The organism is Ruegeria sp. CL7, assembly GCF_056536445.1.
Window position 1 is genome coordinate 471,326 of the sequence record NZ_JBQFPQ010000001.1, and the last position, 17,105, is coordinate 488,430.

The window sequence follows — 17,105 nt, forward strand, 5'->3', positions numbered from 1 at the left end:
TTGATCCCTGGCCTCAACAAACCCCTTCAAATGTGTTCTCTGGGACCATTTACCATAGGCAATTTCTCAGTGCAGCACCGTTGAGATGGCCTTACATATCTGTGCCTTGGGTCAACCGTTGCTTGACTATAGCGAAAACCAAAGCTCGTCTTTGCGAAAGCCACCTTTTACCAGACGATCCGCGTTCAACACATCCGGAAACTCGTCCACCCAATCCCGAAACCGGTCATTTGTGACGATGCGTGCCTTGCTATCCCGCGCCGCCTGCAAGATCAGCGGGTCCGCAGGTGTCCCTTCGGGGGCCACCATGACCTGCTTGGATCGCAAGCCCAGGGCGCGGCTCAGCTTCCGGTCGTCCATATAGTGGCCTTCGACTTTGTACCCGACATTCGCATCGAACATGACGCCCGGTTTGAACCCTGCGCGCTTCAAAGTCTCAAGGACCTTCTTCAACGTACCCAGATCCGGGGTGCCATCTTTCCAGTGCATGACGTTCGAACCGTCCACGATGATCCATGTATTGGCCCGGCGCCACCTGAACCAGGCCCGTATGAACAGGATTGTGCTGGCCATCACGCAAATCAGCGCCAATAGGAACAGCCAATCCGCGTCTGTCTGAATGAAACTGGCAGCGATGAGCCCGCTTAGCGAGACGAGCAACAGGCAAATGGATGTGCGCACGAAACTGATCCCTGGAAACTCCTGCCCCCAATCCTCCACCACTTTCGCGTGGAATGAAACAGGGTTCCATACGGAACTTGCGCAGTTTTTTCAGGTTGTGTCGTCCGCGGCACCCCACCATTCAGGCAGGGCGCGCCGCGAACGCAAAGCAGGCAAAGCCGTGACCGCTACTTGAAGTTCCGGCTGTCCTTGATCTGATCCCAGGCCCAGACAACTTCCTGCAGCTGTTCTTCCTGTGAACGGTCTCCGCCATTCATGTCCGGATGCAGCACTTTGATCAGCTTCTTGTACGCTTTGCGAACCTCGGCCTTGGTCCAGCTGTCATTGGCCTCGAGAATCTCGATCGCACGGCGTTCGGTCGGCGGCAGGCGTCGTCCGCCGCCACCCGTCGTGCGGCCTTTGTTCTGCGTGCTGTTGGCACCAAGAACCTGATGCGGATCCTCGATCCCCAAACGGGCCCAGGCACGTGCTTCGGGGTCGCCCATCGGCTTGGTCTCGCGCTCCCAAACCTTGTCTTTCGATCGCTGCGCGTTCAGCTCGGCCTCGGTGGTGCCGTCAAAGAAATTCCACTTCTGGTTATATTCCCGCACGTGTTGCTGGCAGAACCAGAAAAAATCATCCAGGACATCCGGTGCTTTTGGCGCGCGGAACTTTCCCGGTTCTTCGCATCCCTCGTGGTCACAGATCCGGACCGAGGTTTCAGAGGCACCCGACATGCCCCGGCGTCCCCGCGGATTCTTCTTTTTGGCGCTGGAAACGGACATATCGAATCCGAAGGGGTCTGATTTCGCCATGCTCTAATCCTCAAGAACGCGTCTTTTCGACTCGGAGGCAGCAGTTTAATCTAAGCAGCCGAAAGTAGAAGAGGGGTGCGGCAATATTTTTGCCGCTGAGCAAAAAAATGAGTGTGACTGACGAGATCCGAACCCGCCTGCAAGCCGCCTTTGATCCGCGCGAGCTGGACGTGATCGACGACAGCGAAAGCCATCGCGGCCATGCGGGATTTCAGGACGGTGGTGAAAGCCACTTCAACGTCCGTATCCGCGCCAGTGCATTCGAAGGCAAATCCCGCGTCGCCCGCCACCGTGCCGTGCACAAGGCGCTGGGCGACATCGTGCCCCGCATCCACGCGCTGGCCCTTGATATCGGCGTCTGAAGACCTTTACGTGTCAACCCGCCTCCATCTTTGCGGACGGCGTCGATGCCGAGATGGCGTATTCCTCTTCCGTCATGCCCTCTTCTATTCCCTCGAACAGCGGGGTCGACAAGTATCGCTCGCCGGTGTCCGGCAACATGACCAGCATGACAGAGCCTGCCGGCGCGGATTCGGCCAGCTTCATGGCCACCGCAAAGGTCGATCCGCCCGAAATCCCGGTGAATATCCCTTCTTCGGCGGCAAGCCGGCGCGACCATGCGATTCCTTCGGGTCCGGGAATGGGGATCAACTCGTCATAGTATGAATTGTCGATGGCTTCCTGAAGAACCCAGGGGATGAAATCCGGTGTCCAGCCCTGAATCGGGTGGGGCTCGAAATCGGGGTGGCTTTCGGTCGGCTGATGGTCAGCGTTGCGCGTATTGACGTAACCTGATGATACTATTGCGGCATTTGCCGGTTCGGTCAGGATGATCCTGGTGTCGGGCCGCTCTTTCCGCAGTATACGCGAAACGCCCGAAACGGTGCCGCCGGTCCCATAGCCCGTCACCCAATAATCCAGCCGTTGCCCTTCGAAATCCGCAAGAATTTCCCGGGCAGTCGTGTTCTCGTGAATATCGGCATTGGCTGCGGTCTCGAACTGGCTGGCAAGGAACCATCCGTTTTCCTCGGCCAGTTCCTTGGCCTTGGTATACATGCCGAACCCTTTTTGCGCCTTCGGGGTCAGAACAACCTTGGCGCCCAGAAACCGCATCAGCTTTCGCCGTTCGACCGAGAAGCTCTCGGCCATCGTCACGACCAGAGGGTATCCCTTGGCCGCGCACACCATGGCCAGCCCGATCCCGGTGTTGCCGGATGTCGCTTCGACAACGGTTTGTCCGGGCTTCAGCCGCCCGTCACGTTCCGCCGCCTCGATGATGTTCAGCGCCAGCCTGTCCTTGACCGAGCCTGCCGGGTTGAAGGCCTCGAATTTCACATAGACGGTCACATGCTCGGGCGCGATCCGATTGACCCGAATGCAGGGCGTGTCACCGACCGTGTCGAGAATGCTGTCATACAGGCGTGTCCGCCCTTGTGTCTGTCGAATAGCCATTTCGATGTCCCTCCAGAATATCCGGCTAACATGCCACAGATTTCCCGAGGGTGTAGCCCTTATTGCTTTCCAATGTGGTTGGGCCGTCCCGGCTCGACTTGACGTATGTCAGAGCGAACACGGATGTCCTGCACAAGGCCACAGGGCATTTGCAATCGCTCTGGCGGTCGTACCAGCCCCCAAGCCTATGTTTTTGAAGGGTCGCTTTCATCAGCGGCGTCATCAGACCGCTTCAACGACAAAGGCGGCTCGTCCGCCTCTGCGGCAATAGGTTTTGGGGCCTGTACCTCGTCGGGGCCCGGAATCGGCTGGGCCAGCGGGGTGTCATCCATCTCAGGTACTGCGCCGACCCACGAGGCATCGACTTCCTCTTCCACCACGCGGCGGAACACCAGCACATTGCGCCAGTTCGTGGTCGATCCGGTCAGACCCGAGCGTTCTTCGCTGGGCAGCAACTCGGCCCGCTGGTATTCCCAGCCATCCTGCCCCAACTGATTCAGCAGTTGCTCGACCGAGACGGCAAAGCGGCCCTCGGCCGTTTTCACGCCTTTGGCTTTGACACCTTTTTGCGGGGCGGGGATGACCTTGTATTCGTAGCGCTTCATCTACTGTTCCTAAATGCGTTTCCGCGCCAACTTAACACGCTGCCCCCCGGGTGAAAGGGCCCTTGCTCATCCGGCGGAATTCACCTCTGACCATTCGCTTCGGCCTGTGCCGCCTTGGCCACAACCAACAGGCACAGTTCCGTCGCCAACGCCATGTCCTGCACTGAAATCCATTCCAACGGGCCGTGAACGCACTGCATCCCGGTGAAAATGTTGGGGCAGGGGGTGCCGAATTCGGTCAGGCGCGATCCGTCCGTGCCGCCCCTAATCGGTACCGACAGCGGTTCAACCCCCAACTCGCGACACGCATCGCGCGCCAGTTCGACCGGAGTCATGTCGTTTTCCAGCCAATACCGCATGTTGCGGTACTGGTGGCTGATGTCGCAGGTGATGGTCGCGCGCGGTTCCGTGGCCTGCACGGCGGCGCAGACCTGCCGCACGATGTTTCGTTGCGCTTCCAGCCCGTCCATCTCGAAATCACGCAGGATCAGCTTGATCTCCATCTCGGATGATCCGCCGTTCATGTCAGTGACATGGATGAAGCCTTCGCGCCCGTCCGTGGTTTCCGGCGTCATGGTGGCCTGAGGCAATGTCTGTACGATCTTTGCCGCCAGATGCGTGGCGTTCACCATCTTTTCCTTGGCCAGGCCGGGATGGATCGAAACACCCTCGATCCGGATCACGGCGCGGTCGGCCGAGAAACTTTCATACTCGATCTCACCCACTTGCTGCCCATCCAGCGTATAAGCAAAATCCACGCCCAGATCCTGGGGAAGTTGTTCCGTGACACCCCGGCCGATCTCTTCATCCGGAGTGAACGCGATACGAATCGGACCATGTGGAACATCCTGATTTTCGATCAGGTGCCGCGCCATCGTCATCAGAATCGATACACCGGCCTTGTCGTCCGCGCCCAGCAGGGTTGTGCCCGACGCAGTGATCAGGTCGTGGCCGATCTTTTCGGCCAGATAGGGGTGGTCTTCCGGAGAAAGAACCAGATCCGGGTTGTCCGGAAAGGTGATGTCGCCACCGTTGTAGCCCTTGATCACCCGCGGCTTGACGCCGGTTGCGTTGAACTGAGGGGCTGTATCGACATGGGCCAGAAAGCCCACGGTCGGCCCCGGCACCGTTCCGGGAATGGTTGCGACGACAACACTGTCGCCCGTCATCTCAACATCCTGCGCGCCGATCTGGATCAGCTCATCGCGCAACAGGTTCAGCATGTCGAACTGGATCTGAGTGCTCGGGGTCGTCGGGGATGTCTCGTCACTTTGACTGTCGATGGCGGCATAGCGCACCAGCCGGTCTTCGAGTTCCTGATCAAATCTGCTTTGCATAATACCTCACCTCTCTGTTGCGGAGGAAAGGGCCCAAACAGCAGGAAGTCAAGCCGATGGCTTGACCCCAAGTCTTAAGATTTTGTGAGAAACCGGATAGTACAAACCCGCCAAAGATTGCCGGCAGGCTTGTACAAAACGAAAGGTTTACGAGCCCAGCTTCTTGCTGACCAGTTCGTTGACGGCTTTCGGGTTCGCCTTGCCGCCGGTGGCTTTCATGACCTGACCCACGAACCAGCCCGCCAGTTTCGGGTTCACCTTGGCCTTCTCGACCTGCGCCGGGTTGGCGGCGATGATCTCGTCCAGCGCGGCCTCGATCGCGCCGGTGTCGGTCACCTGTTTCATGCCGCGATCCTCGACGATCTGCGCCGGGTCGCCGCCTTCGGTATAGACGATCTCGAACAGCTCTTTGGCGATCTTGCCCGAAATCGCGTCCGAGGCGATCAGGTCGATGATCCCGCCCAGCTGCGCGGGCGAAACCGGCGAGTCGGTGATGTCGCGGTCGTCTTTCTTCAGGCGGCCGAACAGCTCGTTGATGACCCAGTTCGCCGCCAGTTTTCCGTTACGGCCCTTGGCCACTTCCTCGAAATAGGCGGCGGATTCGACCTCGGCGGTCAGCACTGATGCGTCATAGTCGGTCAGGCCGAACTCATTGATGAAGCGCGCCTTTTTCTCGTCCGGCAGCTCGGGCAGCCTGGCGGCGATATCATCGACCCATGCTTGTTCGATCTCCAGCGGCAGCAGGTCGGGGTCGGGGAAATAGCGGTAATCATGCGCTTCTTCCTTGGACCGCATCGAACGGGTTTCACCCTTGTCCGGGTCATACAGACGGGTTTCCTGCTCGACCTTGCCACCACCTTCGACGATGGCGATCTGACGGCGGGCTTCGACCTCGATCGCTTGCTGGATGAAGCGCATCGAGTTCATGTTCTTGATCTCGCAGCGCGTGCCCAGATGCGAAAAATCCTGTGTTTCCTGATACTTCTCATAGGCGCCGGGCAAACAGATCGAGACGTTCACATCGGCCCGCAGGTTGCCGTTCTGCATGTTGCCGTCGCAGGTGCCCAGGTAACGCATGATCTGACGCAGCTTGGCGATATAGGCCGCGGCCTCTTCCGGCCCGCGGATGTCGGGGCGGCTCACGATCTCCATTAGGCAGACACCGGTGCGGTTCAGGTCGACGAAGGACATATGCGGATCCATGTCGTGAATCGACTTGCCCGCGTCTTGTTCCATGTGGATACGCTCGATCCGCACCTTGCGCGCGGTACCGTCGCCCAGTTCGACCAGCACTTCGCCTTCGCCCACGATCGGGTGATACAACTGGGAAATCTGATACCCTTGCGGCAGGTCGGGGTAGAAATAATTCTTGCGGTCAAAGGCCGATTTCAGATTGATATCCGCCTTCAGGCCCAGCCCTGTGCGCACAGCTTGCTCAACGCAGTATTCGTTGATCACCGGCAGCATCCCCGGCATCGCCGCGTCCACGAAAGCCACGTTTGAATTCGGTTCCGCCCCGAATTGGGTGGATGCACCCGAAAACAGCTTGGCATTGGATGAGACCTGAGCATGCACCTCCATCCCGATCACCAGTTCCCAATCGTGCTTGGCCCCGGCAATGGTTTTGGGTTTGGGCATTTCGTATGTCAGATCGAGCATGGCGCGCCTCATTTCCGCAGAAGTCTAAGCCTGCGTATTAGGCCCGGCAGGGCTTAGGGGCAAGGGGGAATCCTGTCGTGTTCAGTTCTGGGAAAACCGCAGGCCCGACGGTGTGAATGTCACATCCATACCGCTGCGCAGTTCTTCCCGGAACAGATCCGAGATGGCGCGCAAGGCATCGCGCTGACCGCGCGCTGCAAATCGTTCGGGCGAGTTTATGCGGACGGAATTGTTGAAACCGTTGGCCGCATGCGCCCAGATCAACGGGTGCAATTCAGTCAGGTGATCGCGGATAAGCCGGTTTGCCGTGTCACGCATCTGCGAACGGACAAGGTCGGCCTGATCATTCAGGCCAAATCCGTTCTGGACGGTGATCGCGCAGTAGGATGACAGCATGTTGATCATCTGCTGATCGGGCCGCAGGCGCAGGATATCACGCAGACCCTCAAGGAAATACTCGATATCGACGCGGGCACAGGCCTCTTCGTCCAATGCGATGGCGTCGAACTGAACCCATGTGTATCCGCCCGCGCCCCAGATATCCTGTGTCCTGGCGGCTGTACGCAAGGCTTGCAACTCCAGCTCTTCGTAGCTGCCGAACCACCGGGGCAGAAGGTGGCTGCCCATCGCGCGCATGTGGCGCTGATTGCATGGATCCAGCGTGATCAGCCGTTCATATTCTTCGGCCACCCGCGCGTTGGATTTGCGCTGACCAGCCAGCAGCGCACATCCGGTCGCTGCAATCAGGGGGCTGTCGGGGGCATCCTTCCTGCATTTGGGCAGGATTGCTGCGGCCCGGTCGAAATGCGCGGCGCAGCGTGACCGGTGCAAAGGTGGCAGCGTCGCGTCCGAGGCCGTACCGCGCCATGCCCACGCCAGATCGATATGGGCAAGGGCAACGACGGTGGCGATCATCGGGTCATAGGGGTTGTCTGCCATCTCGCCTTCAAGTTCCGAGATGCCACCCAACAGGTCGTAATCCGAGATGGCCGCGCCATCCGAGAGCGCATGTTCAGCGGCCAGAACAACGTCAGACCTGGCACCGAACGCCAGCAGATCGGCCACCGGCATACCATCCGCAACGGCGGCGCGATCCTGATCAGCCACGCGCATTTCCTGCGACAGCTCTGCCCAGCGGTCCTGCCGGGCGAGATAGCGGCCATGTTCGATCGTGGAATGTCCGATCAGATCATCGCGGTCGGTTTTTGCGACGGGAATATTCAGCTGACCCTGCTCGGGCAAGGCGGCCGCAAGCGCGGATTTTGTCGCGCACAGATCTGCTGAAACATTTGTAGGAGTAGCTGTGGATGGGGCGAACAGTGCCCTTAGCGACCGAAACATGGCGATACTCAAAACTGTAAAAACGTATAACTGACACCGAAGTCTGGCGGGATATCGGGTTCAAATCAAGTAAATTGCCGATTAATTTCTTCTTTTCGTGTCCAATTCACCATTCAAGGGTTCAGTGTTTCAGAAAACAGTGAAATGATGCCGTTCTGCGCGAAATCCGGCTTGTTTCAGAAGGGTTTCCAAATCCAGATGCGCCGGCAGCGACTCATCCGGCAGACGGATTCGTTTGCCGGAATGCAAAACGATCGACACTCGAACCGAGAAATCCCAACGGGTGTCAAAGCGGAAATGGTCGATGTCGCGCAGCGCGACCTCTGCCTGCCGGTTCCCCGTGAACCAGCTTAGCACATTCTGATCCAGCTGCATGCCCGCGCTGGTGTTCTGAACCACGTCCCAAAGTGCGGGCAGGGTGGCCAAAGACAGCAGCCCCGCGATCCACCAGGCCGCGTCAAACAGGACAACCAGCGCCAGCAACGCCGCATAAACGCCGGCCAGGATGGCCAGCGTTCGCAAATTCCGGTTGCTGCGGGCAAAGCTGTAAGGCGTCATGCGCCGAGGATGCGGGACACCATTTCGGTCGTGTCCCGCGACAGGTTCGGTGTTTCCGCGATGCGGGAAAGCTGCGCACGCATCAGGGCCTGACGATCCGGATCATACCGTTTCCAGGTCTGGAACGCCGAGCACATTCGGGCCGTGGTCTGTGGGTTTACCGGGTCCAGACGGATCAGCCAGTCGGCCAGCAGGGCGTATCCGGCGCCATCCGGCTGGTGGAACCCTGCGTGGTTCATCGCCAAGGCCCCCATGACGGCGCGGAACCTGTTCGGGTTTTTCCAGTTGAAATCGGAATGCTCGGTCAGGGTCGCGGCAATTGCGGGTGTCGCCTCGGGTGCTGCCATCGCGACTTGCAGGCCAAACCACTTGTCCATGACCAACCGGTCATGCTGCCACTGGTCGTAGAAGGCATCCAACTGCGCCTCACCCTTGCGGGCGCGTAAAAGGCAAGACAATGCCGTCAGTTGCAATGTCATGTTGTCTGCCTTGTCGTACACCTCGGCCGCCATCGCCCCGCCGTCCAGACGAGAGGTCAGTGCCAGCGCGGCGCTGCCAAGTGCACGTTTGCCGGACTGCTCGGCGTTCGGGCTGTAGGGGCCGTCCACCAAAGCCTCACTGTGCAGGCGGGGCAGCAAATCCTGTACGGTCTGGGCTGTTGCCTGCCGCAACGTTTCCACTGCGGTCCAGATCGCCATAGGGTCGGGCGAGTGGCCACGGTCGTGCAGGGCCGCTGCCAATTCCGATTGTGTCGGCAATCCCAGCATCAACGCACGATAGGCCGGGTCCAGTTCGTCATTGCGCAGCACAGTCAACACGCCGTCAAGGTAATCGGTATCCGGTGCCGCATCCTTAAGGATCATCCGCATCAGGGTGTCCTGCGCCAGATCCCGTCCTGCCTGCCAACGGTTAAACGGGTCCGTGTCATGCGCCAGAAGAAACGCGCGTTCCGCGTTCGACTGGTCATGTTCCAGAATGACAGGTGCCGAGAAATCGCGCAGGATCGATGCTGTGGGTTTCGCCGCCAGGCCAGTGAACGCAAAGCTCTGTTCGGCCTGCGTCAGTTCCAGCACTTCGGTCGCGCGAACCTCATCGCCGTTTGGCCCAATCAGGCCGACTGCAACCGGGATGACCTGAGGCAGTTTCTCATCCTGTCCCGGCGTGGGATCGGTTCGCTGTTTTAGCGTAAGTGTATAGGTGCCGTCGGCCCAGTCTTCCTGAACCCTGACGCGCGGAGTGCCCGACTGGCTGTACCAACGTTTGAATTGTGTCAGATCGCGCCCGGTGGTGTCTTCGAAAACCTTCAGCCAGTCCTCGATCGTGCAGGCCTGACCGTCATGGCGTTCAAAATACAGATCAAGCGCCTCGGCATAGGCCGCATCCCCGACCAACCGTTTCAGCATGCCGATCACCTCGGCGCCCTTCTCATAGACGGTGGCGGTGTAGAAGTTGTTGATCTCCTGAAAGCTTTCTGGGCGCACTGGATGCGACAACGGCCCGTTGTCCTCGGGGAACTGCCGGGCACGCAGGTCTATGGCATCGTGGATGCGCTTTACCGGGGCCGAGCGCATGTCCGAGGTGAATTGCGCATCCCGGAAAACTGTTAGACCTTCCTTGAGGCACAGCTGGAACCAGTCGCGGCAGGTGATGCGGTTGCCGGTCCAGTTGTGGAAATACTCATGCGCGATGATCGCCTCGATCCGTTCGAAATTGGCGTCGGTCGAAGTTTCGGGACTGGCGAGAACGGCCGACGAGTTGAAGATGTTCAGCCCCTTGTTTTCCATAGCGCCCATGTTGAAGTCATCGACGGCGACGATGTTGAAGACGTCCAGATCGTATTCACGGCCATAGACATCCTCGTCCCATTTCATCGACTTCTTCAACGCCTCCATGCCGAAGGCGCATTTCCCCTCGTCTCCGGGACGGACCCAGAGGTTTAGTTCGACGGTGCGACCTGATCTGGTGGTGAACTGACCGGGATGTGCAATCAGGTCTCCGGCGACCAGAGCGAACAGATAGGCGGGTTTTGGCCATGGATCGACCCATTCGGCCCAGCCATCGCCCTTGCCCGACGGGTTGCCGTTCGACAGCAGAACCGGCAGGTCGCCGTTGATCCGAACTGTGAAGGTGGACATCACGTCGGGACGGTCGGGATAGAAGGTGATCTTGCGGAACCCCTCGGCCTCGCACTGGGTGCAGTACATGCCGTTCGACATGTACAGACCTTCCAGCGCGGTATTGTTGCCGGGGTCGATTTCAACCTCGGCTTCCCACAGGAACGGGGCGTCCGGGACATCTGCGGTTAGTCCTTTGTCGGTCACGTCTGGCGTGATCTCGGCCCCGTCAATGGCGGCGCGGATCAAGTTCAGTTCTTCCCCGTGCAGAAAGAAGGTGCGGTCGGTTGCGTCAGGATTGGGCCGGAACGCAATGCGCGAGGTGACGCGCGTGGCGTGCGCGTCCAGATCAAAGGTCAGGTGCACGCTGTCCACCAGATAGCCAAACGGTGTGTAGTCTTTCAGGTAGATCGTGGTGGGGGCAGCGTCGCGCATCTTGGGCCTCGTATCTGTTCGGGACTGGCGCGACGTTAGGGGCTTCGTTCGGGCGCTGCAACCGGCCCTGCCATTGCCTTGAGGTTTTTGAAACAGCTTCAAGCCGAAGCGAATGCCCCAAATGACGGGATGAAAGTTGCCTATCGGAAACTTTCCGCCTAAGTCACAGTGCATACAATGGCGCACAATCGCAGGAGAGCAGGAATATGACGGACAGACAGACCCTGAGCGGACTGCAGATCGATCCGGTTTTGGCTGAGTTCATCGAGACGCAGGCGCTGCCGGGCACGGGCGTCTCTTCGCAGAAGTTCTGGGACGGCATGGCGCGGATGGTGGACGAACTGGGGCCGAAAAACCGTGAGCTGCTGGCCAAACGGGCCGAGATCCAAAGCCGCATCGATGGGTGGCACATGTCCCGAAAGGAGCAGAACACCGATGCCGCTGAATATGAGGCTTTCCTGAAAGAGATCGGGTATCTGGTCGAAGAAGGCGACGCGTTCCAGATTGAAACGGCCAAGGTCGACCCCGAGATCGCCCTGACCCCGGGCCCGCAACTGGTTGTTCCGATTACCAATGCACGCTTTGCCCTGAACGCGGCCAACGCGCGCTGGGGCAGCCTGTATGATGCGCTGTACGGAACCGATGCAATGGGGGATCTGCCGGCAAGCGGTGGCTATGATGCGGCGCGCGGCGAACGGGTGATCGCATGGGCCAAGGCGTTTCTGGATGATGCCGTGCCTCTGGCGTCGGGATCATGGGCGGATGTCACCGAACTGGGCATCACCGACGGTGCGTTGACCCCTGCGCTGGGCGATCCCGCTCAATTTGCCGGGTTTGGCGGTTCGGCGGACACGCCCGACTTTGTGCTGTTGAAAAACAACGGCCTGCACATCCAGATCATGATCGACTCCACAAGCAACATAGGCGCGACCGATCCCGCAGGCATTGCAGATGTCCAGTTGGAATCCGCACTGTCCACCATCATGGATTGCGAAGACTCGGTTGCCTGTGTCGATGCCGCCGACAAGGTTGTGGCCTATGGCAACTGGTTGGGCCTCATGAAAGGCGACCTGACCGAAGAGGTCACCAAGGGCGGCACAACGTTCACTCGGAAACTGGCCGAGGACCTGAGCTTTACCACTCCGTCGGGTGATCAGGCCAAGCTGAAAGGCCGGTCCCTGATGCTGGTGCGCAACGTGGGTCACCTGATGACCAACCCGGCCGTGCTTGACGCAGAAGGGCGCGAGATCGGCGAAGGCTTGATGGATGCTCTGTGCACCACCCTGATCGCCATGCACGACCTGAAGCAGGACGGGGGCAATTCTGTCGAGGGCTCTGTCTATGTGGTGAAGCCCAAGATGCACGGGCCCGAGGAAGTTGCGTTCTCGGTCGAGATATTCGACATGGTCGAAGACATTCTGGGCCTGCCGCGCAACACGGTGAAGCTGGGCATCATGGATGAGGAACGCCGCACCTCGGTCAACCTCAAAGAGTGCATTCGCGCCGCAAAATCACGCGTCGCCTTTATCAATACGGGTTTCCTGGACCGGACCGGCGACGAAATTCATACCTCGATGGAGGCCGGTCCGATGCTGCCCAAGGGCGACATCAAGAATACGCCATGGATTGCGGCCTATGAAGATCGCAATGTCGATATTGGTCTGGCCTGTGGCCTGAAGGGCAAGGCGCAGATCGGCAAGGGCATGTGGGCCATGCCGGATCGCATGGGCGATATGCTTGAGGCCAAGATCGGCCACCCCATGGCCGGAGCGACATGTGCCTGGGTGCCGTCGCCCACGGCCGCGACCCTGCACGCAACGCATTACCACAAGGTCGATGTGCTGGCCCGTCAGGACGAGCTGGCCGCAGGCGGCGCACGTGGTACGTTGAAGGATCTGTTGACCATCCCCTTGCTGGCTGGACGCAATCTGAGTGACGAGGAAATCACGCGTGAACTTGAAAACAATGCGCAGGGTATCCTCGGCTATATCGTGCGTTGGGTCGATCAGGGCGTGGGCTGTTCTAAGGTGCCCGACATCAACGATGTCGGTCTGATGGAAGACCGCGCGACGTGTCGGATTTCGTCGCAGGCACTGGCCAACTGGCTGCATCACAGCATCGTGGATGAAGCTCAGGTCATGGCCGCACTGCAAAAGATGGCCGCCGTCGTGGATCGCCAGAATGAAGACGATCCGAATTACACACCGATGGCGCCGGGATTTGACGGTATCGCCTTTCAGGCCGCATGCGATCTGGTGTTCAAGGGCCGGGTTCAGCCCTCGGGCTATACCGAGCCGGTCCTGCATGCGCGCCGTCTGGAATTGAAAGCCAGCCAAAGATAACACCGACAAAAGCCCACAGACCAATCGTTTGCGGGCTTCGTCGAACTTCAATCTGACGAGAGGACCTTCAGATGTCAGTTTCCCTACGCAAGGCCCGCACCATCATCCGCAAAACCCTGGAAAAGGGCCGAGAGATGGAGTTGAAGCCGCTCTCAGTCGTGGTTCTGGACGCCGGTGGGCATGTCATTGCGTTCGAGCGCGAGGATGGTGCAGCACCGGGCCGGTTCGGGATTGCACAGGGCAAGGCCTATGGGTCGGTCATGCTGGGAATGGCGGGCACCGCGCAGATGCAGCGCGCTGAAACACAGGCCTATTTCATGGCCTCTGTAAATGGCGTCTATGGTGGTCAGGTCGTGCCTGTTCCGGGTGGCGTGCTGTTGCGTGATCGCAAGGGGGCCGTGATCGGCGCCGTTGGGGTTACCGGAGACACATCAGACAATGATGCGCTGGCCGCAATGGCGGGGATCGAGGCAGCCGGCCTGATCGGCGAGATTTAACAAGAGCGTTGTATTTATACGTCTTTCCCGCTGAGTGGGGAAATTTTTTCCATCGCGCAGATGTTCGTTGGAAAATTTTTCCAATTAAGCGGGGCGGGCCAGAACGTACAGTGCGTCTTCGAACACGTCCCTGCGCTTTCATGCAGGGCGTGTATTCTTGCACGTTAAAACCGCTGCCGCTAGCTTCCTTGACAGGCACAACAACAGCAGGGAAAGCGGAATGTCTCGGCCTGTCGTCGGTATCATCGGCAACTCGTACCTCATGAACGATCAATACCCCACACATGCTGGGGGAACGATGAATTCGGATGCCGTGGCCAACGTGTCAGGATGTCTTCCGTTGTTGATACCCGCAGATCCGCGTTACGTGTCGGTAGATGAGTTGCTGGAGGTCTGTGACGGCTTTTTGCTGACCGGCGGTCGCCCGAACGTGCACCCGGAAGAATACGGGGAACCTGCAACCGATGCACATGGCGAATTCGACCGGGCACGAGACGCCATAACTCTGCCGTTGGTTCGGGCCTGCGTTGAAAGGGGGCAGCCGTTTTTGGGCATCTGCCGGGGGTTTCAGGAAGTCAACGTTGCCATGGGCGGAACGCTTTATCCCGAGATACGCGATCTGCCGGGGCGGATGAACCACCGGATGCCGCCCGATGGAACCCTGGAGGAAAAGTTTGCCCTGCGTCATGTGGTGACACTGGAAAACGGCGGCGTTTTCCACAAACTGTTCGGCGCAACCGAGGTCATGACCAACACCTTGCACGGTCAGGGCATAAAAACGATTGGGCAGCGCGTGGTCATTGATGGCCATGCACCGGACGGGACGCCCGAAGCGATCTACATCAAGGATGCGCCCGGCTTTACCCTGTCGGTTCAATGGCATCCGGAATGGGACGCGATCAATGACCCGGTCTCGCGCCCCCTGTTCGAAGCCTTCGGTGATGCGGTGCGTGGATGGGCCGCCGGAACGGTTCATCAGGCAGTTCAAAAATCTGCCTGAATGACACCGGCCCCGACGAGGGGGAAATCGGGCCGGTGCCGTGCGATCAGACCAGCAGGTTGAACTGATTGATCAGCGGAAGCGAGCGGGCGCGCTTGCCCGTCAGGTCGAAAAGCGCATTGCCGAGTGCCGGCATCGAAGGCGGTGTTCCGGGCTCGCCCGCACCACCCATATGCTGATTGGTTTCCAGCACGCGCACCTCGACCTGCGGGGCTGTGTGCATCCGCATCGCGTCATAGTCGGGGAAGTTGAACTGCTCGACTTCGCCTTCCGCAAAGGTGATCTCACCGAAATACGCGGCAGACAGGCCGTACATCATGCCGCCGAACATCTGCGCCTTGACGTTTTCCGGGTCCAGCGCCAGCCCCATGTCGCAGGCAATCCAGGCCTTGCTGATGCGGATGGTGCCGTCTTCGTCGACCACTTCGATGACCTGGGCCACCGGAGTGCCGAAGCTGTATGTGAAAGCCACGCCCCGACCGACGCCTTCGGTCGTCTGACCCGTCCAGCCTGACATTTCCTTCACCGCTTCCAAACATCCCGCCGACGGCGCGTGTTCGTTCCTCATCAGCTCCAGCCGGAACTCCAGCGGATCACGGCCTGCGGCATGAGCCATCTCATCCATGAATGTTTCATGAAAAAAGCCGTTATGGCTGTTGCCGACCGAGCGCCAGAACCCCACGGGAACAGCCAAATCAGCAATGTGGCCGCTCATGCGGTAATTCGGTACCGCGTAGGGCTGGTTGAAGAAGCCCTCGACCAGCACTTTGTCGGGCCCTCCGCCGGGGAACCCGGTGTAGCGCTCGACCGCCTGTTGGGTCGTAGATTGGGCCGCGACCTTCCCGTCAATGAGCACGGCCTTGCCGTCCTGAACCGCGCCGCGCATCCGGGCGATGGCGCCGGGGCGGAAATAGTCGTGACGCATGTCCTCTTCGCGGCTCCAGGTCGTCTGAACCGGTGTGCCGGGCATGGCCATGGCAACCTTGGTTGCGATTTCGCCGAAATCCAGTTCGCCCCTGCGACCAAACCCGCCACCCAGATAGGTGGTGTGGATTTGGACGGCTTCGGTATCCAGACCGGCAGTGTTGGCAACGCGGAACTGAATCAGTGTGGGGGCCTGGTTGCCGCACCAGAGTTCCAACGCATTTCCCGTGTAGAGCGCGGTGGCATTCATTGGCTCCATCGTTGCATGGGCCAGATAAGGCACGCGATACTCGGCGGTGATTTCTGTGGCGTTTTCCGGGCTCGCGCTGACATCGCCGTCGTCGCGCATGGTCGAGTTCGGTGCGTCGTCAAACGCCTCGGCGATCCTGGCAAAGATGTCTTCGGTTTCCGGCGGATAGGGCGCGTCGCCCCAATCGACATCAATGGCCTCGACTGCCTGATTGGCCAACCATGTGTTGCTTGCGATCACGGCCACGCCTGTGCCCAGATCGACGACCTTCTCAACCCCGGGCATGGATCTTGCGTCGCTGTCGTCAAAGCCGTTCATCGCGCCGCCCAGTTTGGGGTTCATTCGCACGCTGGCGAATTTCATGCCGGGCAGGCGGACATCGACGCCGAATTCAGCGGTGCCCGTCGCCTTGTCCACCATGTCGAGACGCGGTTGGCTTCGGCCCAGATAGCGCCATTCGGACGGGTCTCGCAACGGTACCTCAACGGGTTCCAGCCCGGCGGCATCCTCGGCAAGCATTGAATAGGCGATCTTGTCGCCGTTGGGGGCAATGACATGGCCTGACGCCGTTTTCAGATCCGAGGGGTCGACGCCCAACCGGTTTGCGGCAGCGCGTTTGAGTGTTTCACGGGCCGAAGCACCGGCTTGCCGCATCCGGTCGAACCCATCTTTCATCGAGGTCGAGCCACCCGTGACTTGCAGGCTAAGCGTCTTGCCCAGAACACCCAGTGCCTCGCCCAGATTGTGCTGGAAATTCGAGATATCGTATCCCTTGTTTGGCAACCCTTCGCCCACAAGGGCCGAATTGTAATAGGCCGCCGCAGCGGGGCCGTGCAGAACGGTGATCTGATCCAGATCGACATCCAGTTCCTCGGCGATCAACGCGGCCCATGTGGTTCGGACGCCCTGACCCATTTCCGCGCGGGGCGCGAACAATGTGACACCGTTCTGGTCAATCAGCACAAACGGGTTCAGTGCTGCCTCTCCTTCGCGGGGTTTCAAGGGGTTGGCCGCGGGGCGGGTCACGTAATAGGTGCCAAAGGCCACGCCGCCAACGATCGCGGCAGAGCCGATCAGGAACGTACGGCGGAGGATTTTTCCAACGGAAGCCATTGC

General features: G+C 59.6%; 14 protein-coding genes. 4 read left to right on the plus strand and 10 right to left on the minus strand.

Annotated features, from left to right (window positions below):
• Positions 1–126: 126 nt before the first annotated feature.
• Positions 127–681, minus strand: a complete 555-nt coding sequence (locus ACR0LI_RS02340; protein ID WP_371732208.1) for an NYN domain-containing protein — start codon at positions 679–681, stop codon at positions 127–129.
• A gap of 167 nt (positions 682–848) precedes the next feature.
• Complete coding sequence (locus ACR0LI_RS02345; protein WP_171631037.1) at positions 849–1,475, minus strand: J domain-containing protein; 627 nt, start codon at positions 1,473–1,475, stop codon at positions 849–851.
• Between the two features lie 107 nt (positions 1,476–1,582).
• Here ACR0LI_RS02345 and ACR0LI_RS02350 point away from each other — a divergent pair, with 107 nt between their 5' ends.
• Complete coding sequence (locus tag ACR0LI_RS02350) at positions 1,583–1,837, plus strand: BolA family protein (RefSeq protein ID WP_480717949.1); 255 nt, start codon at positions 1,583–1,585, stop codon at positions 1,835–1,837.
• A gap of 13 nt (positions 1,838–1,850) precedes the next feature.
• On the opposite strand, the gene ACR0LI_RS02355 is transcribed toward ACR0LI_RS02350, so the two are convergent.
• The 7 genes from ACR0LI_RS02355 to pepN form a co-directional block, all read right to left on the minus strand.
• Entirely contained in the window at positions 1,851–2,927 is a 1,077-nt protein-coding gene (locus ACR0LI_RS02355; RefSeq protein WP_480717950.1) for a PLP-dependent cysteine synthase family protein, read from the minus strand.
• Between the two features lie 185 nt (positions 2,928–3,112).
• A complete protein-coding gene (locus ACR0LI_RS02360) occupies positions 3,113–3,532 on the minus strand; it encodes a DUF4177 domain-containing protein (RefSeq protein ID WP_171631043.1) in 420 nt (139 codons plus the stop codon).
• A gap of 80 nt (positions 3,533–3,612) precedes the next feature.
• Positions 3,613–4,869 (minus strand): peptidase T, encoded by a 1,257-nt coding sequence (gene pepT, locus ACR0LI_RS02365; RefSeq protein ID WP_480717951.1) that lies wholly within the window; start codon positions 4,867–4,869, stop codon positions 3,613–3,615.
• Positions 4,870–5,016: 147 nt separating this feature from the next.
• Complete coding sequence (gatB, locus tag ACR0LI_RS02370; protein ID WP_209832547.1) at positions 5,017–6,528, minus strand: Asp-tRNA(Asn)/Glu-tRNA(Gln) amidotransferase subunit GatB; 1,512 nt, start codon at positions 6,526–6,528, stop codon at positions 5,017–5,019.
• A gap of 81 nt (positions 6,529–6,609) precedes the next feature.
• A complete protein-coding gene (locus ACR0LI_RS02375) occupies positions 6,610–7,869 on the minus strand; it encodes a hypothetical protein (RefSeq protein ID WP_480717952.1) in 1,260 nt (419 codons plus the stop codon).
• Positions 7,870–7,998: 129 nt separating this feature from the next.
• On the minus strand, positions 7,999–8,427 hold the full coding sequence (locus tag ACR0LI_RS02380) for a hypothetical protein (protein WP_480717953.1): 429 nt from the start codon (positions 8,425–8,427) through the stop codon (positions 7,999–8,001).
• Positions 8,424–10,976 (minus strand): aminopeptidase N, encoded by a 2,553-nt coding sequence (gene pepN / locus ACR0LI_RS02385; protein ID WP_480717954.1) that lies wholly within the window; start codon positions 10,974–10,976, stop codon positions 8,424–8,426. Before pepN ends, ACR0LI_RS02380 begins: the two co-directional genes overlap by 4 nt.
• A gap of 206 nt (positions 10,977–11,182) precedes the next feature.
• On the opposite strand from pepN, the gene ACR0LI_RS02390 reads away from it, so the two are divergent.
• The 3 genes from ACR0LI_RS02390 to ACR0LI_RS02400 all read left to right on the plus strand — a co-directional run bounded on the left by ACR0LI_RS02390 (position 11,183) and on the right by ACR0LI_RS02400 (position 14,815).
• Positions 11,183–13,318 carry a malate synthase G gene (locus tag ACR0LI_RS02390; RefSeq protein ID WP_480717955.1) on the plus strand — a complete coding sequence of 712 codons (2,136 nt, stop codon included), beginning with the start codon at positions 11,183–11,185 and terminating at the stop codon, positions 13,316–13,318.
• Positions 13,319–13,389: 71 nt separating this feature from the next.
• Positions 13,390–13,815, plus strand: a complete 426-nt coding sequence (locus ACR0LI_RS02395; protein ID WP_152458631.1) for a GlcG/HbpS family heme-binding protein — start codon at positions 13,390–13,392, stop codon at positions 13,813–13,815.
• A 220-nt stretch (positions 13,816–14,035) separates the two neighbouring features.
• On the plus strand, positions 14,036–14,815 hold the full coding sequence (locus ACR0LI_RS02400; protein ID WP_171631058.1) for a gamma-glutamyl-gamma-aminobutyrate hydrolase family protein: 780 nt from the start codon (positions 14,036–14,038) through the stop codon (positions 14,813–14,815).
• A 46-nt stretch (positions 14,816–14,861) separates the two neighbouring features.
• Here the strand turns inward: ACR0LI_RS02400 and ACR0LI_RS02405 are convergent, their stop codons facing one another.
• Positions 14,862–17,102: a xanthine dehydrogenase family protein molybdopterin-binding subunit gene (locus ACR0LI_RS02405; protein ID WP_480717956.1), complete on the minus strand. Its 2,241-nt coding sequence runs from the start codon at positions 17,100–17,102 to the stop codon at positions 14,862–14,864.
• Between the last annotated feature and the right edge of the window lie 3 nt (positions 17,103–17,105).